Here is a 22,833-nt window from a genome sequence, read left to right on the forward strand (position 1 = left end):
CTCATGGGAACGCCGGTGGTCCGGACAACCGTTCCCAAAATCGTCCCGTGCCTTGTTTCAGGCTTGAACTCAGGTGCCGGCGCACTTAAAAAGGGGCGTGCTTCAAATCGTCTTCAATAAAATCAGCGCTGCAGAAGTATCCAGCATTCCCACATTGGAACAACTGGACCTGCTTGGTGACTTCCAGGTCTCCGAATCCACCCTTCAAACCCTGGATGACGCCCGCTTCGGCAAGATGGAAAAGGATGGCAAAATTCTTTACCGCTACGTAGCCGGAGATTACCGCATCTACTTTGAAGTCATTGAAGACAAGGTGATCGTCCACCGTGTTCTGCACGCCAACAGCCTGAACGACTTCCTGTTCCGCACCAACATCTCCCCAACTGCAGGGGAAGATGAAATCCTGAGCCAGTCCAAACACTTCTGGAAACTCATTGACGAAGGCAAAAACGCCTCCAAAGCCTGACCCTCTTCCCTGCCATGGCCTGCATCATTCTGGGCGTCACCGGCTCCATTGCCGCATACAAGGCGGCGGACATTGCCTCCGCCCTGGTCAAATGCGGGCATGAAGTGCACTGCGTCTGCACGTCCAAGGCCCTGGAATTCGTCACGGCCCTCACCCTGCACACCATCTCCCGCAATCCCGTCTTCTCCTCCTTTGAGGATGAAAAAGGGGACTGGGTTCCCCCGCATATCCAGCTGGCCCAGCAGGCGGATCTCCTGCTCGTTGCCCCCGCCACGGCAAACACCATGGCCAACTTCGCCCATGGCTTCGCCCCTGACATGCTCAGCTCCCTCTATCTGGCCTGCCGGGCTCCGGTGCTCATCTGCCCGGCCATGAACGTCCACATGTGGGAACACCCCGCCACACAGCAGAATACAGCCATCCTGAAACAAAGGGAAGGCCACCACATCCTGGGCCCCAGTGAATCCGGCATCCTGGCCTGTGGAGCGGAAGGAGCGGGAAAACTGATGCCGGTGGACCGGATTGTTCAAAAAACGCTTTCCCTCCTGTCTTAACGGCTGAGTAAAAATTATTCCATGCCTGTTTATTGGTTTGCTCATGGAGTAATAAATCTTTTATGATAGACGTTATGAAAATGCTTATGTTCTTCCTTGGCTCCCTCATGCTCTGCTCCTGCGGCCCTGACAGATATCCCGTCAGCTTCCACATGGAGACGGGATCAACGGACAGCAAAAAATTCGCCTTCATGCACGACGGGCATTACTACAGCAAGGCCCCTTTCATCTCCCAGAAGGACATTGAATCCTACTACTCCTTCCCGGCGGCGGACAACACCTACGGCATTGTAGTCAACGTCAAAAAAGGCCTGGCCAGCCGCATAGAAGGGGAAACAGCCTCCAACCTCGGTAAGCAGATACTCCCGGTCGTCAACGGCCATACCATGCAGCCCCTGCGCCTTTACAACAAGCCCGTCACCTCCGGCAAACTGGCTATCATGAACGGCTTCTCCCCGGCGGACCTTGCCGCCATGGCGGAATTTATTCCCCCGGCAGATCCCAAGAGGGAAGAACCCATCAACAAAATGGCAGCCGTCACCAAGCCCCTTCTTCCCGTCAAGGACCCTACGAAGGAAAAGAAGGAAGCCAAAGAACCTGAAGAACATAAGGACCGCACCGTCGTCAGCACCCGCCGGGGGCGGATCTGATCCAGCACCTCTTGTATGAGCATGCACGGCAAGTTCTTCCCTTTTCTGATCGGTATCCTCTTGTCTTTCTGGAGCATGCCATTCCTGATGGCGGATATTGTCGTGCGCTTCCCTACGGAAAACACGGCCCTGCTGGACAACCGCCCGCAGGACTTCTACATGTACGTAGACCGGAACTTTGAAGGGAAAAAATCCCAGCCCTGGGAAGGGGGGGCCTATGGCTTCACACGGACCTTGGTCAGAACCCAGGCAGGACCCGTAGCCGTCAAATTCCATGAAGGCATTGACATCAAACCTCTCAGGCGCGACGCCTCCGGCACACCGCTGGACGACGTGCATCCCGTAGCCGGAGGAACGGTGGTCCACGCTTCTTCCAACCCCTCCCACAGCAACTACGGCCGCTACGTCGTCATTGAGCACCAGCTGGCGGACGGCCCGCTTTACAGCCTGTACGCCCATCTGGCTTCCGTTTCCTGCAAGGAGGGGGACCAGGTAGGCACGGGAAACGTCATTGGAAAGCTGGGATACTCCGGCGCAGGGCTGAACAAAACGCGTGCCCATGTTCATCTGGAACTCTGCCTCAAACTCCAGGACGACTTTGAAAATTGGTACTCCAGCCTGAAACTGGGCACCCCCAACCGCCACGGCGTTTACAATGGCCTCAACCTGGCCGGTTTTGACCCGGCTCCGGTTCTTATCCAATGCAAGGACGGCGCTGAATTCTCCCTCTCACGCCACATCTCCAGCCTGCCGGTCCAATACGTCGTGCGCACTCCATCTACTGGAAACCCGCCCAACCTTGTCAAACGCTATCCCTTCCTGTTGAAACCGGGCCCGGCCAACCCCAAATCCTGGGAAATCAGTTTTACGGGAACGGGGGTTCCCGTTTCCGTGTCTCCTTCCGACCAGTCCTGCACGGAACCCGTCGTCATACGTGCCGTTCCCCATCCCTTTTCCCAACTGTACAGGACCTGCAACCGCGTTTCCGGCTCCAGCAAGGACCCGAAGCTGACTGCCTCCGGCAAACGCTATATCCGGCTCATCTTCATGGGGCCTGAATCATAATCCTACCATGATGCACATCTTTTCCAGTTCCCGTTTCCCCCGTGCAGCCCTCATCTCCTGTTCGGTTTTCCTGCTGTCCCTGGGCACAGCAGCCGTGGAAGCTGCGGCAACATCCCCTCCAGCACCAGCTCTGTCACAGGACCAGCAGGCCCTCCTGAAAAATAAAAAATACCAGCAGGGGCTGAAAGCCCTGGAAGACCAGCTTCCCCTGGAAGCCAGCAAGCATTTCCAGGAATGCCTGAACTCCAAAAACATTCCGGAATCACAAAAAGCCATCATCCGCCCCTTCCTGGCGGAAGCCCTGATCCGTGCCAATAAAACGGAAGAAGGCTTGAAAGCCTGGGAACAACTTCCGGATTCCTCCATGAAATCCTACTGGATGGCGGCGGGACTCTTCAACAAAGGCTCCTTCACGAAGGCGCTGGAAAAACTCTCGGACATTCCGGAAACGGACCCTCTTTTTCTCTACGGCTGCCAATTGAAAGCCCAGCTGGCCCGCCAGCTTCAGGACCGGCAGCTCTTATTGGAGGCCCTCACCCGGGCAGGACAAGCAGAATCCCCCGCCCTCTCCCGGACAGCGCAGCTTCTGCAGGCGGACGTTCTGGTAGACATGGCACGCTACACGGAAGCTGCCGCCATTCTTGAACGGATCAAGGAAGGAATGAACAACAAGACGGCCGGGGACGTTCCCATGCGGGCCTACGCCGAACTGGTGGAAGGCAGGCTGGCGGACAGGCAGGGAAACCTGGACCAGGCCATGAAAATCTTTGCCGCCGTCATGGATAACAAGGCCTATCCGGAAAAAATCCGCGATCTGGGCCGGCTGGCTCTTGCCAGGACGGAAATCATCCGGGAGAAAAACAATCCGGAACAGGCGGAAGAGGAAACGCGCGCCCAGACTCAGGAAGAGGAAGCCCCGCATACTGCCGGAACAGCGGAGGAACGCCTGCTGGCGTTCATTGGAGGGAAAGCGGAATCCTCCCTGTTGATGGACGCCTTCAACATCCTTCTGGAGGAAGACATTTTCCGCACCAACCCCCAGGCGCTGGAAAAACTTACCGGCTGGGTGAACGCCCGGGATGCGGCGCGCCAGCCGGCGGCCATGTACGCCATGGGAAACCTGCTTCTGGCAAAGGACGACCTGGCGGGCGCTCTTAAAATGGCAGAGGAAGGACTCTCCAAATACCCTCAGAGCCTCCCCGTCCAGGCTCTTTGCCTGAATACCATAACCGCCCTGCTGGATAAAAACCGTGTGGAAGACGCGGAACGCCTCATCTCCCGCTATCCCGGAACAACCCCAAACCTCATCTTCCAGCAGGGAGCCCTGGCCTTCCGCAAAGGTGACTATCCCCTGGCTCAGGGCCTCTTCCGGGAAGCAGCCTGCCGCGCTTCTGAAAAAACGGCGGAAAACGCCCTGTTCAATGAAAACCTGGCCGCGCTGAACGCCAATGACGCCGCAGGAGCCGCCGCGCTGGTCAAGCAGGCAGCCGGTTCTGCACAGCTCCGGGAACATATCCTTTTTGAACAGGCCCATTACGCCGCCAAAAGAATGCTGCCCCAGGCTTCAGAACTGCTGGCGCACTTCGTGGCCGTGGCGGAAAACCCGGCCCTGAAAACCCAGGCCCGGCTGGACCAGGCGGAAGTAGCCCTGAATCTCAACCCTCCGGACCTCGCAACCGTGCAGTCCGTTCTGCCTCCCCTGGAAAAAGAACAGCTGTCTCCGGACCAGACCATGCAGTTGGCCCGGTTAAAAATCATGGAGGCGGAAAGCCGCCAGGAATGGCCCAATGCCATCCAGGCCTGCCGCCAGGCCATCTCTCTGGATGCGGAAGGCAAACAGGCGGACATGCTCTACCTGAAGTTGGGAGAACTCCTGTATAAAAACGGGGACTTCCATGAAGCACAGCTTGTCCTCCAGCCTTTCCCCTCCAAATACCCGGACAGCTCCCTGCAGGCGGCGGCCCTCTTCCTGGCCGGAAAAGCCGCGCAGCAAAGCAACACCGGCAACACGCTGAAAGCCGCTCTGAACATCTTCAAAACCTTGGGAGAAGGGGACACTCCCTTTGCCCAGCCCGCCAGGATAGAAGAAGCCTCCGTCCTTCTGCGCATGGGGAAGGCGGATCAATGCATCGCCGCCCTGGAAAACCTGCTCGCCACCCCTCTCCCGCGTTACATGCGGCTGCTGGCCCTCTCCATCCAGGCGGACGCCTGGGTAACGAAGGAAGACACCAATTCGGACACTCTCCGCAAGGCCATCAACCTGTGCACGGAAATCCTGGATACCCCCAACCTCGGGCTGGCCTGGAAATTCAAGGCCCTCACCCAGCGGGCACAATTCTACGAACGGATGAACGACCAGAAAAAGGCGCTGGATGACTACGCCTCCATCCTGGCCCACACGCCCAGCGGCAATTCCGCCAACAAACGCCGGGACTGGCACTGGTTTTACAATGCCGGCTTCGCCTCCATCCGCCTGCTGGGCCAACTCCAGGACTGGAACGGTGCCCTGGCGCTGGCTAAAAAACTGGCGCAAACTTCCGGCCCCAGGGCCAGGGAAGCGGCAGCCTATGCGCGCCGCATCCAGCTGGAACACTTCATCTGGCAGGATGAACCGGAAGATGCCTCCCCGGAATCCGGAAAGCCGGAAACGCCTGCGCAAACCGCCAGGTAAGCAGCCTTCCCTCCCGCCATGGATACTCCCCCCCCAGCCAAAACTTGGAGACTGAACGCAGCGGCCATCATCATGGACGCCGACGGGTACGTGCTGCTGGGCAAGGACAACGGGCGCAACCCCTACTGGCACTTCCCGCAGGGAGGCGTCATTAAAAACGAAAGCATCGAACGGGCTCTCGCGCGGGAAGTATGGGAGGAAGTGGGCCTTCGCCCCTCTGAATACACTATCGTCAGCCGCCTCTCCGGACTGCGTTACAAATACCCTTCCAGCAACCGCAAAATTACGCGCTGGATAGGCCAGGAGCAAACCTACTTCCTGGTGCGCTGCAAATCCAGACGCCCCAAGACGGACCTGCACCGCAGCCCCGAATTCTCAAAGACGAAATGGATTCCCCTTCAGGACATCAAGCTGGAGATGTTCCCCAAATTCAAGAGGAAAGTCATCAGAGACGCTCTCCAGCAATTCTTCGGCCCGGCCCCGTTAACCAAACCTGCCTCCGGGAAAACATCTTCCCCTTCCTCTCCCTCTTCTTCAACATTAACTTCGCATACAATGAACCGTTACCTGGTGCCTCCGGGCAAAAAACTGCGTTTAAAGGATTACTCTCCGGATGACAAATCTCTCTTCTCCGGAACCAAGGAAGAATCTCTGATAGAATTCGACAAGCTGAGGGAAGAATTGCAGGAACTGCAGAAAAAACTCTTTGCCCAGCACAAGCACAAAGTCCTAGTCATCCTTCAGGCCATGGATGCAGGCGGCAAGGACGGCTGCGTCAAGCACGTCTTCTCCCGGGTGGACCCGCAAGGGCTGCACGTGGTCCCCTTCAAAAAACCCACCGTTGAGGAACTGGACCATGACTTTCTCTGGCGCGTGCACAAGGAAGTGCCCTCTAAAGGGCAGATCGCCATCTTCAACCGCTCCCATTATGAGGATATCATTGCCGTCCGCGTGAAAAAAATCTTTCCGGACCCCGTGTGGAAACGCCGGTACAAGCACGTTCTTGACTTTGAATCCATGCTTGCGGAGGAAGGAACTGTTATTATTAAGCTGTTCCTCAATATCTCCAAGGCGGAACAGAAAAGAAGGCTGGAATCCAGGCTTCAGGACCCGGATAAACTTTGGAAGTTCTGCATGGACGACCTGGATGACCGAAACCGCTGGGATGAATTCCAAACGGCCTATCAGGATCTCATTGAAAAAACATCCACTCCGGAAGCTCCCTGGTACATTATCCCCGCAGACCGGAAATGGTACAGAAACCTCGTCGTCGCCCGCCTGATGGTGGAAAAGCTGCGCCATCTCCAGCTTACATTCCCGACGACCAACTTTGATCCGGCCTCCATTATCATTCCAGATTGACAAACTCTGTCATACTGATAACTAGTTTGTGCATCATAAAATTATTTTTGTACATTTCTCGGTATTCAGTTGTCCCATTATTACCAAAACGGCATTATTCACAATAACAATCAAAACTTAGAATTTCTAACGCTTGACTGGGACTGTGAAAAATTGTTAGAAATCAACTTAACACCTAGAACGTGTAACATTCTACATAGAAAAAAAGAACCAATGTATTTAGCATCCCAACGTAAAGAGTTCATTCTGAAAACGCTGGCCGAACATGGCGCTGCAAGAACCATCGCTTTGGCCAAACAGATGAAGGTCACGGATGAAACGGTCCGTAATGATTTAATTAACCTTGAAAAGCGTGGTTTCCTCAAACGCGTTCATGGCGGTGCCCTGGCTCTTACCCATAAATCCCTCCATGAAGACATTGTTACTCAAGACGATGTTTCCATAAGGATTGCAAAAAAAACCGTCCAGAACATTCCCGCTTCCGTGGTCATGTTCATTGACAGCAGCACCATGGGATACCAGATCTGCAACCACATCAACTCCAGGGACACCCACGTGGTTTCCAACAACCCCACGCTGTTGACCCGGCTTGAAGGCATTCCGAACCTGAGCTTCTATTGCACGGGCGGCCGCTTTGACCGTGAAGCCCTGGTTTACGTGGGACAGGAAGCTGCCAAGGCTGCCGGTTCCCTGAACATTGACATGGTTGTACTCACGCCGGATTGCTACTCCCCCAAGCATGGCGCCGGATACAAGAACATGCTGCAATCCGAATTCATCAAGAGCGTCATTCCTCAGGATGCCAAGGTCATCATCGCCATGCCTTCCACCAGCATAGCGAACAACCCGGCATTCTATACCGTTGCGCCCTCCCAGATCTCCATGCTCATCACTGATGAAGCCCTTTCTCCTGAAATGGCCGACCAGGTTGAAAAGAGCGGAGTGAAGGTGGAACTGGCCTGACGTTCATCTGCTTTTCAGAGGCGGAGGTTCATGAAACCTCCGCCTTTTTTATTGGTATCAGGGGCACTCTCTTTTCCATTCCATCCGGTACTCCCGGCTTCCGGTCAGCTCATCTTCCCTGGAGCCGATCTCCTCAAACCCTCCTCGCCTGTAAAATGCGCGGGCGCGAACGTTCTCCTCGTAAACGCCCACCGTCAGCATCCCCTTGCTGCGTTCCTTCACCCAGTCCAGCAGCGCAGTGCCTATGCCTTCGCACTGCCGCTCCGGAGCTACAAACAGGGCGGCCAGCTCCCCTTCACCCACCAGGCAGGCAAACCCGACCACGCTGCCCCCGTCCCGGCATACCCACGTACACGCCCTTGGCAGGTACACCTGCTTCATATCCTCCACCAGGCCGCACCAGAATCCCACCCCGGCAAAAGCATGGGCCTGCTCGGACGCTTTCAGCCAAATATTCAGGACCTCCGTTTCATCCTTGTTCTGGTAATGTTCTATCTTCATACATTCATGACAGGTGTGCCGCAACCCCTTCCGGGATTTATACAAATTAACATGAGCCGCCTATAAGCTCAAGAAGGAAAGGCCTTCTTCCCGGCAGGAAAGGAGGCGGACCATGGAGCGCACCTTCTTTCATCTCCCATGCCGGGCGTCCGGACCGCACCGCATATCTTCCTGCCCGGGGGAGCAACAGACGGAAGACGGCAACAACGCACTGTCCCTTCTTCTGACGCGTCCCCTGTCTCCCGGGGAAAAATTGACGCTACGGCTTATACACAAGCACCGGGCCAGTCCGCGAAGACTGAACGCCGCGCACCTTCCGAACGGCGGAGGCCACCAAAACCGCCGCCCGTTCCACCTCCTCCTCAGTTGTCATGAAAGAAAGGGAAAAACGCAGGGAGGAACGCACAGCATCGTCAGACAGCCCCATGGCCGTCAGCACGTGGGAAGGCATGGGCTGGAGCGTGTGGCAGGCAGACCCCGCAGAACACAGCAGTCCCTCAGGTTCCAGCAGCAGCATCAACGCTTCCGCCGTACATCCGTCAAAGGCCAGATTGGAAGTATTCGGAATACGAGCCATTCCTCCCGAATGCACCGTCATGACGACTCCCTCCGCTCGCAGGCGGGACTCAAAGGAGTCCCGCATCCGGGCCAATCGCACGGCGTCCTCCTCCAAATGCCTCAAGGCCATGCGCGCCGCAGCGCCAAAGCCGATGATCCCCGGAACATTCTCCGTGCCGGACCTCAGGCCGTGCTCCTGGCCTCCGCCGAACAGGGAGGGGGAAAAGGGAGCTCCCGACCGCCTGTACAGGCAGCCCACCCCCTTGGGACCATGAAACTTGTGGGCGGAAACGGAAGCGTAATCCACTTCCATCCCATGCAGGTTCACAGAAATCTTCCCGGCGCACTGCACCATATCCAGATGCACGGCAACTCCATACCGCCGGGCAGCGGCACACAGGGCCTCCGCATCCTGCAAAACACCCGTCTCGTTATTGGCCCAGGCAAAGGAAACGCCGGCCATTCCATCCGCACAAAGTGCCTCCCACTCTTCCGGCACGGCGCGGCCTTCCCGGTCAACCGGGCAGACGCGTCCGCGCCCCAGGGCCAAGGCAGTCTTCAGGGAGGCGTCATGATCCGTGGCCAGCACGCCTATTCCACCGCCCTGCTCTCCGGCCATCTGCCGGAAAGCCGCATTGGTGGCCTCCGTCCCGCCGGAGGTAAACACAATCTCCGAGGGAAATGCACCCAAAAGGGCGGCCACATCCGCACGGGCCTCCTCCACCGCCTCACGTACCTCCCTGGCGCAGCCGTAACCGGAAGACGGATTGAAAAACCGCTCCTTTAAAAACGGCTCCATAGCCGCGTAAACCTCCGGAGCCAGCGGAGTGGTAGCGTTGTTGTCCCAATAAATCACGCCTTCATAACTCGCCCAATTGAGAAAAGGAGTCAAGCCGGAACATAATGCCCGGCTGCACAAGATCACTCTTCACTTTTACCCGTGATTCCGCATAATGCCGCCCATGCGTTTTCTCATCACGGCAGGTCCCACCAGGGAAGCGATTGACCCCGTCAGATACCTCACCAACCATTCCTCCGGAAAAATGGGGTATTGCCTGGCGGAAGCGGCGGTTCATGAAGGCCACAGCGTCCTTCTTGTCTCCGGCCCTACCTCCCTGGACGTTCCGCACGGCGTGGACTTCCTGCCTGTGGAAAGCGCGCAGGAAATGTATGACGCCGTAAAAAACCAGGTTCCCTACGTGGACGCGGCCATTCTCAGCGCCGCCGTGGCGGACTACCGCCCTGTCTCCGTCCCGGACCGCAAGATAAAAAAAACGGGGGAACGCATGATTCTGGAGCTGGAACGCACCAGGGACATCCTGGGTTCCATGCGCACGGAATTCGGCTTCACCGGAATCCTGATAGGCTTCGCGGCGGAAACCCATGACGTGGAAAACTACGCGCGCGGCAAGCTGGAACGCAAACGTTGTGACATGATCGTAGCCAATGACGTTTCCCGCAGGGATATCGGCTTCAATTCCTCGGAAAATGAAGTCCTGCTCGTTTATCCGGACCGGACGGAACTATTGGAAAAGGCGCCTAAAACACACATTGCCCTCCAGATCATCGAACGCGCCAGCCGGCTTGGACTTGGAAAAGGGCCGTCATGCTGACCGGTACACCCGTTCCGTGCTTGAACCGCAAGGAAGTTTTTACCATGATTAAATACTGGCCGCCTTCGGACGGTTGCCTTCCCCACCCAGAACTGCATCTTCACCTTTCATGCCCGTCACTCTTCAGGATTTAGGCTGGAACGACCACTTTCAACGCGCTTTTGACGCCGTCGCCAAACCCGGCTGGATTCCAGGACGCCTCATCCGGGAAACAAAAATCAACTTCACCGCCCTGCTGGAGGGAGGGGAAGACGTGGACGCCGTCGTCAGCGGCAAGCTTTGGCATGATGCAGCCACGGATGCGGAACTGCCCGCCGTTGGGGACTGGGTGGCGATTGATCCCGGAGAAGCGGGAGATGAAGCCGTCATCCGCGCCATTCTTCCCCGCCGTACGTGTTTTTCCCGCAAGGCCCCGGGGAAAAGCAGCGCAGAACAGGTGCTTGGAACGAATGTGGACATTGTAGCCGTGGTGACGGAGCCGGGAACGGACTTCAATCCCAGGCGCATGGAGCGCTACTTTGCGCTCATCCGGCGCAGCGGCGCCACCCCTCTCATCCTGCTTAACAAGACGGACCTCTTCTCCAAAGAGGAAGTGGACAAAGCCATGCAGACCCTCCGGGAGCTTTCCCCGGAATGCTCCATCATCAGCATCAGCGCCCTGCACAACAAGGGGATCAAGGAATTCCGCAAATGCCTCTCCAAGGGGCAGACCATCTCCATCGTCGGTTCCTCCGGCGTTGGAAAATCCACGCTGGTCAATACGCTGCTGGGGGATGAATGGCTCTGGACGGGGAAAGTCAATGAAGTGACCGGCAAAGGACGCCATACGACCGTAGCGCGTGAACTGGTGCTCCTCAAGCACGGCGGCCTGCTGATTGACAACCCCGGCATCCGTGAAATCCAGATGTGGACGGATGAACATACCCTCCGGGAAAGTTTTGCGGATTTGACGGAACTGGCCCGTGAATGCAAATTTGCGGACTGCAGCCATGGCGCGGATTCCGGCTGCGCCATCAGGAAAGCGGTGGAGGAAGAAAAGTTGGACAAGCAGCGGTATCTGAACTTCCTGAATCTGGAAGATGAAATTGCCCGGCTTGCCAAACGCCAGAAAAAAAGGCAAATGAATATGGAACGGGCCGGGAAGAGAGACCGGAAAGTGCAGGCCCGCAACTATGAGGACCGCGTGGAACTGGAACGCCGCCACAAGCCCAACCACCGCAGTCATGACTGATTCTCTATCAAATTGGCTTGTCAAACCGCATAGGGATGCCTACCTGTAAGGGATGCTTTTCTCACGCAGTCTTTTCTGCATGTCTGCGGTCATTCTGACGCTGGGCGTGCTCCCTCTCTGCGCCTCGGAACAGACGGATCCCACCCAGGCCAAACCTGTTGTCGCCATCACCAGCCTGGATCCCATCCGGCTGACGAGGGATGCCCACAGCAAGCTTCTCGTGGCGCCATGCACCATCAACGGCGTTCCCTGCAACCTTATCGTAGACACGGCGGCATCCCACACTACGTTTGACATCAAATTCATCAAGAAGCATTTCCCCGCCCTGCCGCTTGAAAATGCGCAGATCGCTCCCGGATCCAACGTCAATACCATCCCCCAGCTGTTTTCCATGCAGTCTTTCTCCATCGGGGGGCTTCAAATTAAAAACTTCTTTGGCTTTGCCATGGACCTCACCCCCCTTCAACGGGATATGCAGGTCCGGGTGGATGGCATTCTGGGAATCAACTACCTGGGATTCTCCCCGTTCCTGCTCTCCGTTAAAGACGCATCCCTGCAATTCCTGGAACGCTCCCGCTTTCCCATCCGGAACATGAAACCGCTGGAAGTGGAACGCCATCCCTCCGGGATTTTCTATGTCCGCTGCTCCCGGGGAGGAGACTCCTTCCTCCTGGCCCTTGATTCCGGCTCCTCTCTTTCCCTGGCCCCTCTGGAACAGTGGCCGGCAGACCCAAACGGAAACCAGCTTACGGCCAAAGCTTCCGACATCAACGGACATAGTGGGGACCGCAACATCATGAAACTGGGCATTCCCTCCACACTCCGCATGGGACCGGATTTCCAGATAGATGGCCTTTCATTCGCCGTAACGGGAACAGGCGGCAGGCGCCAGATCGGCGTAGACACCCTCAGGCACTTTGACATCATCATTGACGCTCCGCAGGGGGAAGTATTCGCTCTGCCGCCCCATTCCAGGCCGGAGGCCCGCGGCAACAAGGCGCCCGCCGTTAAACGGGAATCTTGAGCATAATGCAGATCATGCGGATGGTGCGGGCCGTAGCCCCGAAGTGGGCTTTCAGCGCCACTTGGGCGCGTGAAGACTGCGCATGAGCCAGAAGCGGGTTGTCCAGCATCTCCTTGAGCACATCCGCCAGACGCTCTTCATCACACCGCGTAATACCGTCCACGCCTTCCAGCAGCTGGACCAGGGCATCAAAGTTCTCCATGTGCGGCCCCGCCAGCACAGGCACGCCGCAGGCGACGGCCTCCGCCGGATTCTGTCCTCCGTCCGCCAAAAAGCTCTTGCCGATCACGGCCACGTCTGCCAGCGCGGTCCAGTCCCTTAATTCCCCCGTCGTATCCGCAATATAACAGACATGCTCCTTCAGGGTTTCCGGAATTTCTCCATCTGTGCGCAGCACGCACTGCCAGCCCTGGGCTTCCAATTCCCGCACCACCGTATGGCGGCGTTCCGCATGCCGGGGGACGATCAGCGGGAAGCCTCCGGCCTTGCGCACCGCCTCTGCAATCAGCACTTCCTCCCCGTCATGCGTGCTGGCGGCCAGCACCACGGGCTTGCCGCGCTTCAGCTTGTCCAGAATGGCGGCAAACTCCGCATTGGTTTCCCTCCGCTCTGCCGTCTGCTGGTCAAACTTGATGCTGCCCGTCACGTGGATAATGGAAGGAGGCACCCCCACGGATTCAAACCTCCGGACGTCTCCCTTATCCTGCACGCCCATGGCGTCCAGAGCGGAAAAATAATACCGCGATAACCATTTAAAGGCCCGGTAGCGGCTTTCAGATCTGGCGGACATCCGGGCATTGATCATCGCCATGGGAATCCCGCGGACTTTGGCAGCGCGGGCAAAATTGGGCCATAATTCCGCCTCTACCAGCACAATAGCCTCCGGTTCAAAACGGTCAAAACAACGTCCCGGCAATCCCAGCAGGTCAAAGGGGGCATAAATCACGCGCACCCCGGGCACCTGGGCGTTCACCGCCGTGTCATGCCCGGTAGCCGTGCTGGTGGCCAGCACGGCGGAACCGCCGCGCTCCCGGAGCCATGCCCGGAGAAACTTGAGGGCCAGCACCACCTCCCCCACGCTCACGGCATGCACGTACAGCACCCCTTTCGGCTCCCGGTTGTAGGAAACCCGGTACAGGCCGAAGCGTTCCAGCAGCCCCGTGCCGAACCCGCCGCGCCTTTTCTGCTTGAGCAGATAGGAAGGCAGCGTCACCAGCCACCCGATGGTGTACAGAACGTTGTAACAAAAGGACAATAGGAAGGCTTTCATCTTACTTCTCAGGCAATCGATAGAACAACAGCATATTTTTCCCGTACCGGCGCGTATCCACCAGGTCCAGGCCGTCAAACTCCGCGGCGCCCTCCCTGCCGGTACCCCACCCTTCCTGCACTTCCGCGATAAACAGGCCGCCATCCTTCAGCAGCCCGGAAACTCCCGCCTCCGCCAGCTCCACAATAAAATCACGGTCCGCAGGCCCTTTGCAATAGGGAGGGTCTGCAAAAACAACGTCGTACTTCCTGCCGGCAAGCAACTCCCTTTTCACAAACTGGACGGCGTCTCCCTGGATGACGGTTCCGCCTTCCAGGCCGGTTTTGACAAGATTGGCCTTGGCCGCAGCACAGGAAAGACGGGAAAAATCCACCATGCGGGAGCTTTTTGCTCCGCGGCTGAGGGCTTCCAGTCCGAACGCTCCGGAACCGGTAAACAGATCCAGCACGTCGGCATGGTCAATCAGCGGATGCAGGATGGAAAAAAGGGCCTCCCTGACCCGGTCGGTTGTGGGCCGTACTTCCCCTTTGGGAACAGACAGGGCTATGCCGCCGGCCTTTCCGCTGATAATACGCATGTTTTTACCGGAAATGAAAGGAACGTCCTGTCCCTATTGGCGTGCCTTGGCCTTGGCCTTCTCCAGCAGAGGGTCTCCCTTGACGCTGATGACGGGAATGCGCAGCACGATGGATTGGTTGGCAATGGCAACATTGTCCGGGTTCTTTTCAGACATGTTATATACGAAATAGACATACTTGCCATCCTTGGTCTTGCCCACAATGATAGTCTCCGTAAGAGTGGAAAGAATGGTCTTCTTTTCCATCGTCCATTCCTTGCCGCTCCAGGCGCCATACACGTTCCATTCGTCATAGGACACATCCCCTTTCAGGGCCAGGGTGCCGTTGGGGGAAATCCAGGACTTGGTATTGGAGTCATACTTCAGCGTGCTCATCGGCAACGGTCCCTGCTGGGCTACCGCGGCCAGGCTCCAGATGCCGCGATCCTCGGAGGAGAAAACACCCAGAGCTACGGGAGCCACTTCCTGAATCTTCTTCTTGTTCCAGCATTCCAGGTACTTGGTATACTCATCCTTCGTCCAGCCCAGGCGTTCGTCATAAGGAACGGGCTGTCCGGGAACAATCTGGCTGACGAGCTCCTTCTTGTCCTTTTCAGGCAACGTGACAAACACCTTGTCAATCTTTTCCATGAACGGCTGCAGGCTTTCATCAAGCAGAACGCTGACGGCGGAGGCTTCCACCATCTTGCCGACCGGAAGATATTCATCAATTACTTCCGGTTTTTCTGCTGCGTACAGGGAAGAAACCAGAGCTGGGACCATCAGGGCTAAAGCCAGATTGCGGAGCGCTTTCATAACGTGTTCGTACATTTTACTCAACAAAAGACCCTTGGCAAGAGTCAAAGTGAGTGTTATCCGTATGTACATCATGAATTGGAAGTTACTTTTCACTACCCTGGCCGCCGCTCTGAGCCTTGCTTCCTGCGTATCCACTCCGGCATCCCGCATCCAGAAAAATCCGGCCCTTTTCAATTCCCTTCCGGCCAGCCAGAAAACGCTGGTGGAAACCGGACAAATTGCGGAAGGCATGTCGCCGCCCGCCGTCTTCCTGGCATGGGGAGACCCCTCCGCCGTAGCGGAAGGCAACCTTAACGGAAAGGCCGCTACCCGCTGGATTTACTCTTCCCTCCAGCCCGTTTATTCTCCGCCGCCTTCCTTCTGGTATGGTCCCTACTGGGGCGGTCCTTACTGGGGACCGGGCTTCTACCATCCCTACTATCCGTATTACAACGACATCACCTATGTTCCGGTGGATACCGGATACGTGCTGTTCATCAATGGCAAGGTGAAATCCTGGGAACGCAGGCGCTAAACGGAAAACGGGAAAACCTGTACGGAAGGAAATGCGGCGCGCAGGGAGAAAAACAGTCTCCGCAGAATGCGCCGTTTTCCCGCTTTTCCTCTTCCTTTTCCCTTTCATCCGGCTCAATCCTTGCCCTTGGACAGGGGGCGCTCCAATTCTTCCCGGAATTTAGGGAAGAACGCTTTCAATTCCCCGGCAACCTTCGGATATTTCAACTTCATGTCCGCCAGGGATTCTACAATGGCGCACATGCACACAAGCCTGGAATACCACTTGTTGTCCGCCGGCACCACATACCACGGAGCGTCCCGGGAGGATGTATGGCGAATCATCTCTTCATACGCCTTTTGGTACTGGTCCCAGAACTCCCGTTCATGAATATCCCCCTCTGAAAACTTCCAGTTCTTGTCCGGGGTGTCCAGCCGTGCCAAAAGGCGCTTTCTCTGTTCCTCGCAGGAAAGATGAAGAAATATCTTCACGATCCGCGTTTTATTGGCGAGCAGATGGCGTTCCAGGTTATTGATGGACCTGAACCTTTCCTTCCAGAACGCTCCCGTGGCATGGTCGGGATTGAAACCTTCCCCGGCCAGAAATTCCGGATGCACGCGCACGCTCAGCACTTCCTCATAATAGGACCGGTTAAAAATGCCGATCATTCCCCGCCGGGGAAGACGGGCTACGCAACGCCATAGGAAATCATGGCTCCGTTCCAGGGTGGAGGGCTGTTTAAAGTTGCTGACCACGCATCCCTGGGGATTAATGCCCCCCATCACATGCTTTACAATGCCGTCCTTACCCGCGCTGTCCATCGCCTGCAAAACCACGAGCAGCGCATGGGACTCACTGGCATAAAGAACCTCCTGAAGCTGTTCCAGCAGCTCTATCCCCTTCTCCAGCTTTTCAACGGCCTCCTTCTTGCTGTCCTTGTCCAGCTTTCCCAAATCCCCTGGATCGTAATGGGACAATTTGAATCCCTTGCCATCCGTCACCCGGTACGGCTCAACAAACTTTCTGCAGCGTTTAACCAGATAAGAAGGAACATCTGTCATCCCGGTAATGACACTATTCTGCGTCAATACGTTGAAACAACCGTAAAAAACGTCAATCTTCCTTATTTTTAAAGGTTCCTTCGTGGCGATAAATGATAAACCCGTGGCATAATTCGGAACGTTTGTACTTGCCGGAAGACTCTACGAGATAGAGAAAAGAAGCATATTGGGATGGTCTGGATACCACAATTTCCTCATAATCAGACCATTTGGCATTCATTGACACGGGTCTCCATCCATAAAATTTCTCTCCTGCTCCATTGCACAAAAGAAGAATGTTAACACCATTCTCTTTCAATGATTTGCAATAAGAAATAGCAGTCCGGTAATCTTCGCGGCTGTATAAATCATTGTAACGAATACGAAAATCGCTTACCAACCAAATAACCATCATTAATAGAAACAAGACAGTCTGAAAAATCTTGGAGAACGACCAATTCCACGACATCACCTGGGACCAGGCTAGACATAATACAGGCAATAAAGGTGCACAATGTCGACCGGAAAAACGAAAATTCATCATTTCCGTTCCATAAAAAAACACGGCCCCGGGAATCAATGCCAACACTAGCAAAGCAGGCAACACCGGCCTTTTAGCCTGCTTGTTCCACAAAATAATTCCGTAGACCAAACCAGCTAGGAGAATCATGCCGGAGATTACCCCCAACCCCAATCCGTTTACCTTCCATAATGCATCAACGGACGTACACCCCCTCAATTCAAGACGGGAAGGCCCCATGCCAGCCAACCCCGACAATTCATAAATTGAAGCGCATACATTGACAATCCAGGAGGAGGATATTGAAACCGCCCGGGCACCAATAAAAAGAGTGTAAAGATAATATGCACCTAATCCGGAAAACGGAAAAATCCACCAAAGCAGGGATTTCCAAAAAATCCATCCCCTAAACTGACGGAACGCCATTACCAGGAATGCAACAGCAAAGCCGAGCGCCCACACACATCCCGTTAAACTTGTAAGGCATAAAAAGAACAAGGTTGCAAAAAACGCATGGAACCTTACCGATTCTCCTCGGCTAACCTGCCAAAACAACATAGAAACAGCACAGGAGGCCGCTATCTGCAAGATATAAGGGCGCAATTCATTAGCATAATAAACAAAAAATGGCGAAATCAAAAGAATTACCAGCGCCTTTGGTTCCTTTCTGAAAAACCAGGCTGCCAAAAGTACCCAAAATACATTGAATAACCTTAGCGTTAGCTCAGATGATGCGCCAGTTAGATGATGCCACAAAAATAAAAGATAATAATAAAAGGCAATTTGAGCGTCACTTCCACCAATTCCCCTGATTTGCTGCCAGCAGCCTTCCACATTTTGCTGCATGGCGCATAATGCAGTACAACATTCGTCAATCCAAAAACTTTGGTTATTCAGAGAAAAAAAGAAGGATAAAAAAGCTAAAATCCACCAATAAGTTATTCTGCCACAATTGCTTCCCCCCGTATTCCCTTGTCCCTTGCACATTGTGCAAGACAACATAGCGGATTACATATCCGATGACAACATATTTTTCTAAGTCAAAAAGGCTAACAGCTTTTTCACGACATAAAAATAAGAAGAAAAATCAGAGAGTTTCTGTTTTTTTGTTTATATTCTTATAGATAATGAAGTTATCTTGTCAAAAATCAGTTTGCGGATATGTAATCCGCAAAATATATTGTTTATAGCATTTTTCTACATCTTAAAAACCTTAATAAAACTGATTTTCCTAAAAAATTCTAAAAAACTATATTATTCCAGGTTAAGAAAAGGGATAACGGATATCTATATAGAAATTACGTAAGATAAAAATCTTATTCAATTGATGTGCACCTGGTCTGCCGGAGTATTCTCCAGCTTGCAGTCCTCAATGGTCCATGTGCGTGGCGGCTGCACCTTGTTATTCTTGATCAGGATGTTGGCGCATCTCCTGAATTGGAAAGGCTTCTGCCCCCAGCCCTTGAAATCCTTATTGTAAATGATCCTGTTGTTGATGAATTTAAGATTATCCGTGGAAATGGCAAACAGCAGCGGCACATCGAACGTCTTGAACACATTGCTTTCTATCAGGACATTGCGGTGGTAGTAAGCCTTCTGCTTGTCCAGCTGCTTGACTTCCGGATAAATGGAAATAATGGCATTCGTGAACTGGTAGCGGGAGGTCAGGTTATTGATAAACGTATTCCTGCGGATCACCACTTCATGGCAGGCGCCGCTCTCATACCAGCCCTGGGCATCCCCCGCCAGCAGAATGGCGGACCCGGAGGAATGGTCAAACAAATTGCCTTCCACAAGCACCCTTTCAGGAGTCGTGAAAAGGGAACCGCGGGCGCGGTTGTTGCGGACAATGTTGTTGCGGAACACCACGGAAGGATAAAAATCCGCATTTTCCACAGCATCCCCGGCTTTCACCTCCGCAGGCAGAGGCTCTTCCAGCGTAATCACCAATTCCGTGGAACTCTTTTTAACGGCGGTTTTCACCGTTCCCGTGCTGCCCGGTTCCAGAGTGGGGCCATTGATAAAGCGGATTTTTTCACCAGGCAGGAACACTTCAAACCCAACCGCTTGGCCATGCATGTACCTGCATTTCAGCGTACGGCTGTCCACCACCTCCGTGATGCCCAGGCAGGTGGAATGGACGTTGATGGCGTCATCCATCATTCCTTCGAACAGGGCCTTCTCCACAATAATCTCGCCCCGGGTGTTGGAAAAATGGGTGGCGTCCGCTCCGGCAGTATGCACCCTTCCGGTGCCTTTTCTAATAAACACGCCACCCCCTTTCATGAGAAAATCCTTAGACCTTTGGACCAGCAGGGCCATGCCGCTGCTTTGATGGATAGCCACATCTTCCAGACGCGTTTTCTGTGCGCGGTACACCACACAGCCCGGATGGGGGCGGTGGTAGTTCCGGAGCACCAGCGTATCCCCGGGCTTGATTCCCCTGCTCTTGAGATTCCATTCCAGCCGGAGCCGGCTGCCCCCCATGGGCTGCACCTGTCCGTTCCACCCGATGTCCGCCGTATTGGCAATAATGCGGCCGGTGCCCTTTTCAAAAGCCATGCAGACGCCCATTCCCTCTTCCCAGCCTTCACCCAGGAAAACGAACCTGCCATTCCTGAGTTCATAAGGATAGGCTTTTTTATCTATTTCCACTTCCGTGAACTTGTCATCCACCCCCACCACACGCGCTTCCGTACAGATGGACCGCTCATAATCAACAGCCAGGCGGTTGATGGAAACATTTTCGCTGTCCATTACCAGCAGGGGAATCACTCTTCCGTGAAACAGGAACAAGGAGCCGTTGCCCTCTACGCGGACATTCCGCAAATCAGTCAGAGGCACGCACACCGGATGAATCAGGGGCTGGTCATGATTGGAGATATTGAAGCTCATGTTCAAAGCTCCTTCGGGATAAAAATGATAGACACCCCTGGGAATGGTTAAAACGCCCCCGCCCTGCTTCCGCAAGGCGGAAATCGCGGAACGGAGTGCCGGCCCCTGGTCTTTTTTGACACCGGGGACCATGCTGAATTGAGCGGCATTCACCGTCCCGCCCTTCACGCTCTGCGGCTTTCCTCCCATTTTCCAGGCCAGATCCACCCAGTCCGCGTGGTCGTAAGAATTGTTTTCCACCCGGTCAGCCATCAGGTAAAGATGCCGTATTTCATTCTCCGCCACCGGGACGGAAAACCTTTTTGCAGGCATTCCCCTCTTCATGACGCCGGAACTCCACAGGACTTCGGAACCGCTCATCACGCGGAACTCCACGCTACCGTCTCCGTCCGTACCGTCATCAATGCCGCATGCCCCCTCCAAGCTCTCCACCCTTGCGCCGTCGCCTCCCGGAATGGGAAGGGGGATCATGGATGTAGCATGGGTCCCAATGCCCGTAGCGTATTTTTTACCCCCCACACTCAATTCCTTATCCTTGAAAGAACGGTTCAAACGGGTCTCCCCAGTCTCCTGGCGGGCCATCAGCAGGCTGGCGGCAGGCACCTCCACTGCCACAACATCGCCCCCTCCTGCACCTTCCTGCCCCGGGGACAGCATCGGGAACAATCCCGTAGCGCATGCCGTGGCCATCAAACTCCATGAAAACATCCGGTTGAACATAACTTTCATTATACCTTTTTCCCGATTGCCTTCTATCATAAAAAAGCCAATCCGTCCGGAAGCTTATCCTGGAGGAAAACAGAGATTGCCTTCTCCCCCGAATTCAGGGAAACTGTTTCCATGCAACCTGCTTTCCTTATCCTGCCCGGCATTTTGCTGACGCTTTCCTCCTGCGGGCGAGGAGGCGCTACGCTTGAAACGGACAACGTACAAGCGGAATGGTTCCCCAAAGGCAGCCATACAACCATTGTCCTGGAAAGTGAAACGGAACCCGTTCCCGCCCGGAAAATCCGGCTGGAGAAATCCGGAATGACTCTCTCCTATAACTCTTTGCAAGACGACAGAGGAACACTCTCCGTCAATGGAGCGCTACCGGAAACGGCCGCGGTGACGTATGAAAGGGGGACGTCTCCCACCGTCCTCCATTTTAAAACCTCTTCCCGTGAAATAATCCTCCATGGAGTACGCCGCCTGGACGCAGACGGCAAAACGGCTTCCCTGAACGGCTGGAGCTGCCTTGAACAGGGAACAGAATTCCCCCGCACCGGAACTGCCGGGAATATCACCACGGAAAATCCAGAGCAATGAACCTCAGGCAGATGCTGAAACCGGGAAAATGGAAAATCCTGGCCACGTTCGTGCTGGCCGGAGTGCTGGCCCTGGCGTGCAGCCAGTGTTCCGTCCGTTCCCTGGTTTATCTGCCTCCCCAGCCCAAGGATAAAACCGTCTACCTGGAAAAACGCGCCGCCTGGGAACCCCACCGGAGGACCTTCCACCATAACGGGGCCAAACTCAGCGGCTGGCTCATTGAAAAGAAAGGGCAGCCCCTGCTTGTGTACTATGGAGGAAACGCCATGGACATCTCCATGATGCTTCCCTACCTGGATCGGTTCCCCCACGCCAAGCTCCTCGTCAACTACCGGGGCTACGGACTCAGCACCGGAACTCCTACGGAACGGGACATCATGGGGGACTCCCTGGCGATTCTTGATTCCGTGCTGAAGGAAACCGGAAGAACGCCTGATGACGTTATCCTGGTCGGGCAAAGCCTTGGTTCCGGAGTTGCCACCCAGATAGCTTCCGTCAGAAACGTGAAAAAACTGGTTCTGGTGGTTCCCTTTGACAGTCTTCTGGAAACCGCACGCGGCCTTTTCCCCTGCCTTCCTGTCAAACTCCTGCTGCCGGATCATTTCCGGTCCGACCTGGCGGCTCCCAAAGTGGCGTGCCCTGTCACCATCCTGGCGGCGGGATCGGATGAAGTCATTCCTCCGGATCATGCCAAACGGCTCCGGGACTGCTTCTCCACACCGGTTAACTACCAGGAATTCCCCGGAGCCATGCACAATACCATCTGGCTCAGCCCCGGTTTTGACCAGGCATTTTCCAAAAGCATCAGCTATTGATCCGATTCATGCGCCGGGGCCAGAGACACCCGGCGCAGGCATTCCCCTTCATGCTCCAGCAGCAGCCAGGAGGTTTCCTCCGGCAGGGCATCCGGAAACAGGTTGGCCCATTCCACAATGAGCACCGCGTCCCCGTCCAGGTATTCGTCCCAGCCTATGCCGAGAAGTTCGGATTCATCCTTCAGCCGGTAAAAATCAAAATGGCACGCCCGCAGACGGCCGTCCGCATGTTCGTGCACCAGGGAAAACGTCGGGCTGGCCGCCGCATCGGAACTCCCCAGCCCTTCCATGACACCCTGCGTCAGGTGCGTCTTTCCGGCGCCCAGTTCCCCCACCACGCCCAATACCTCGCCCGGTATTAAAATTTTACCTATTTGCCTGCCCAGCTCCCTCATTTCCTCCGGAGAATGAGTTAAAACCGGGCCATTTTTAAAAATTTTATGCCATTCGCTCATTTTT

Annotated in this window: 22 protein-coding genes; 13 read left to right on the plus strand and 9 right to left on the minus strand. The window is 55.2% G+C overall.

Annotation, left to right across the window (positions count from 1 at the left end):
* Positions 1–73: 73 nt before the first annotated feature.
* The 7 genes from LIO64_RS09460 (at position 74) to LIO64_RS09490 (ending at position 7,731) form a co-directional block, all read left to right on the plus strand.
* Positions 74–466: a hypothetical protein gene (locus LIO64_RS09460; RefSeq protein ID WP_290549194.1), complete on the plus strand. Its 393-nt coding sequence runs from the start codon at positions 74–76 to the stop codon at positions 464–466.
* 14 nt (positions 467–480) lie between these two features.
* Entirely contained in the window at positions 481–1,020 is a 540-nt protein-coding gene (locus LIO64_RS09465) for a flavoprotein (protein ID WP_290549195.1), read from the plus strand.
* Positions 1,021–1,094: 74 nt separating this feature from the next.
* Positions 1,095–1,670 carry a hypothetical protein gene (locus LIO64_RS09470; RefSeq protein ID WP_290549196.1) on the plus strand — a complete coding sequence of 192 codons (576 nt, stop codon included), beginning with the start codon at positions 1,095–1,097 and terminating at the stop codon, positions 1,668–1,670.
* Between the two features lie 75 nt (positions 1,671–1,745).
* Complete coding sequence (locus LIO64_RS09475) at positions 1,746–2,735, plus strand: M23 family metallopeptidase (RefSeq protein WP_290549197.1); 990 nt, start codon at positions 1,746–1,748, stop codon at positions 2,733–2,735.
* Positions 2,736–2,742: 7 nt separating this feature from the next.
* On the plus strand, positions 2,743–5,406 hold the full coding sequence (locus LIO64_RS09480; protein WP_290549198.1) for a tetratricopeptide repeat protein: 2,664 nt from the start codon (positions 2,743–2,745) through the stop codon (positions 5,404–5,406).
* An 18-nt stretch (positions 5,407–5,424) separates the two neighbouring features.
* Positions 5,425–6,768, plus strand: a complete 1,344-nt coding sequence (locus tag LIO64_RS09485; RefSeq protein WP_290549199.1) for a PPK2 family polyphosphate kinase — start codon at positions 5,425–5,427, stop codon at positions 6,766–6,768.
* A gap of 213 nt (positions 6,769–6,981) precedes the next feature.
* Positions 6,982–7,731 carry a DeoR/GlpR family DNA-binding transcription regulator gene (locus tag LIO64_RS09490; RefSeq protein WP_290549200.1) on the plus strand — a complete coding sequence of 250 codons (750 nt, stop codon included), beginning with the start codon at positions 6,982–6,984 and terminating at the stop codon, positions 7,729–7,731.
* Between the two features lie 57 nt (positions 7,732–7,788).
* Here the strand turns inward: LIO64_RS09490 and LIO64_RS09495 are convergent, their stop codons facing one another.
* Complete coding sequence (locus tag LIO64_RS09495; protein ID WP_290549201.1) at positions 7,789–8,232, minus strand: GNAT family N-acetyltransferase; 444 nt, start codon at positions 8,230–8,232, stop codon at positions 7,789–7,791.
* Between the two features lie 259 nt (positions 8,233–8,491).
* Positions 8,492–9,682 carry a cysteine desulfurase family protein gene (locus tag LIO64_RS09500; protein ID WP_290549202.1) on the minus strand — a complete coding sequence of 397 codons (1,191 nt, stop codon included), beginning with the start codon at positions 9,680–9,682 and terminating at the stop codon, positions 8,492–8,494.
* A gap of 70 nt (positions 9,683–9,752) precedes the next feature.
* Between LIO64_RS09500 and LIO64_RS09505 the strand changes: the two genes are divergently transcribed.
* From LIO64_RS09505 to LIO64_RS09515, 3 genes are all read left to right on the plus strand, one after another.
* On the plus strand, positions 9,753–10,403 hold the full coding sequence (locus LIO64_RS09505; protein WP_290549203.1) for a phosphopantothenoylcysteine decarboxylase: 651 nt from the start codon (positions 9,753–9,755) through the stop codon (positions 10,401–10,403).
* 109 nt (positions 10,404–10,512) lie between these two features.
* On the plus strand, positions 10,513–11,634 hold the full coding sequence (gene rsgA, locus LIO64_RS09510; protein ID WP_290549204.1) for a ribosome small subunit-dependent GTPase A: 1,122 nt from the start codon (positions 10,513–10,515) through the stop codon (positions 11,632–11,634).
* A gap of 79 nt (positions 11,635–11,713) precedes the next feature.
* Complete coding sequence (locus tag LIO64_RS09515) at positions 11,714–12,658, plus strand: retropepsin-like aspartic protease (RefSeq protein WP_290549205.1); 945 nt, start codon at positions 11,714–11,716, stop codon at positions 12,656–12,658.
* On the opposite strand, the gene LIO64_RS09520 is transcribed toward LIO64_RS09515, so the two are convergent.
* Genes LIO64_RS09520 through LIO64_RS09530 form a run of 3 tightly spaced genes read right to left on the minus strand, consistent with a single transcriptional unit; the run spans position 12,642 to position 15,300 of the window.
* Positions 12,642–13,928, minus strand: coding sequence for a glycosyltransferase N-terminal domain-containing protein (locus tag LIO64_RS09520; protein WP_290549206.1), 1,287 nt, complete (start codon positions 13,926–13,928; stop codon positions 12,642–12,644). The two genes, LIO64_RS09515 and LIO64_RS09520, sit on opposite strands and share 17 nt — an antisense overlap.
* A gap of 1 nt (position 13,929) precedes the next feature.
* Complete coding sequence (locus tag LIO64_RS09525; RefSeq protein ID WP_290549207.1) at positions 13,930–14,505, minus strand: RsmD family RNA methyltransferase; 576 nt, start codon at positions 14,503–14,505, stop codon at positions 13,930–13,932.
* A 33-nt stretch (positions 14,506–14,538) separates the two neighbouring features.
* Positions 14,539–15,300 (minus strand): hypothetical protein, encoded by a 762-nt coding sequence (locus tag LIO64_RS09530; RefSeq protein WP_290549208.1) that lies wholly within the window; start codon positions 15,298–15,300, stop codon positions 14,539–14,541.
* A 73-nt stretch (positions 15,301–15,373) separates the two neighbouring features.
* Here LIO64_RS09530 and LIO64_RS09535 point away from each other — a divergent pair, with 73 nt between their 5' ends.
* Positions 15,374–15,817: a hypothetical protein gene (locus tag LIO64_RS09535; protein WP_290549209.1), complete on the plus strand. Its 444-nt coding sequence runs from the start codon at positions 15,374–15,376 to the stop codon at positions 15,815–15,817.
* A gap of 113 nt (positions 15,818–15,930) precedes the next feature.
* Here LIO64_RS09535 and LIO64_RS09540 read toward each other — a convergent pair whose 3' ends face one another.
* The 3 genes from LIO64_RS09540 to LIO64_RS09550 form a co-directional block, all read right to left on the minus strand.
* Positions 15,931–16,857, minus strand: a complete 927-nt coding sequence (locus tag LIO64_RS09540; RefSeq protein ID WP_290549210.1) for a polyphosphate kinase 2 family protein — start codon at positions 16,855–16,857, stop codon at positions 15,931–15,933.
* A gap of 52 nt (positions 16,858–16,909) precedes the next feature.
* On the minus strand, positions 16,910–18,202 hold the full coding sequence (locus LIO64_RS09545; protein ID WP_290549211.1) for a hypothetical protein: 1,293 nt from the start codon (positions 18,200–18,202) through the stop codon (positions 16,910–16,912).
* A gap of 474 nt (positions 18,203–18,676) precedes the next feature.
* Positions 18,677–20,971 (minus strand): NPCBM/NEW2 domain-containing protein, encoded by a 2,295-nt coding sequence (locus LIO64_RS09550; protein ID WP_290549212.1) that lies wholly within the window; start codon positions 20,969–20,971, stop codon positions 18,677–18,679.
* A 120-nt stretch (positions 20,972–21,091) separates the two neighbouring features.
* Between LIO64_RS09550 and LIO64_RS09555 the strand changes: the two genes are divergently transcribed.
* Positions 21,092–21,559, plus strand: a complete 468-nt coding sequence (locus LIO64_RS09555; protein WP_290549213.1) for a hypothetical protein — start codon at positions 21,092–21,094, stop codon at positions 21,557–21,559.
* Positions 21,556–22,374, plus strand: coding sequence for an alpha/beta fold hydrolase (locus LIO64_RS09560; protein ID WP_290549214.1), 819 nt, complete (start codon positions 21,556–21,558; stop codon positions 22,372–22,374). The genes LIO64_RS09555 and LIO64_RS09560 overlap by 4 nt, the downstream gene beginning before the upstream one ends.
* On the opposite strand, the gene tsaE is transcribed toward LIO64_RS09560, so the two are convergent.
* A complete protein-coding gene (gene tsaE, locus LIO64_RS09565) occupies positions 22,368–22,829 on the minus strand; it encodes a tRNA (adenosine(37)-N6)-threonylcarbamoyltransferase complex ATPase subunit type 1 TsaE (RefSeq protein ID WP_290549215.1) in 462 nt (153 codons plus the stop codon). The two genes, LIO64_RS09560 and tsaE, sit on opposite strands and share 7 nt — an antisense overlap.
* Positions 22,830–22,833: the final 4 nt, after the last annotated feature.

Origin of the sequence: Akkermansia sp., from assembly GCF_020860705.1 — a bacterium.
GTDB lineage: Bacteria > Verrucomicrobiota > Verrucomicrobiia > Verrucomicrobiales > Akkermansiaceae > Akkermansia.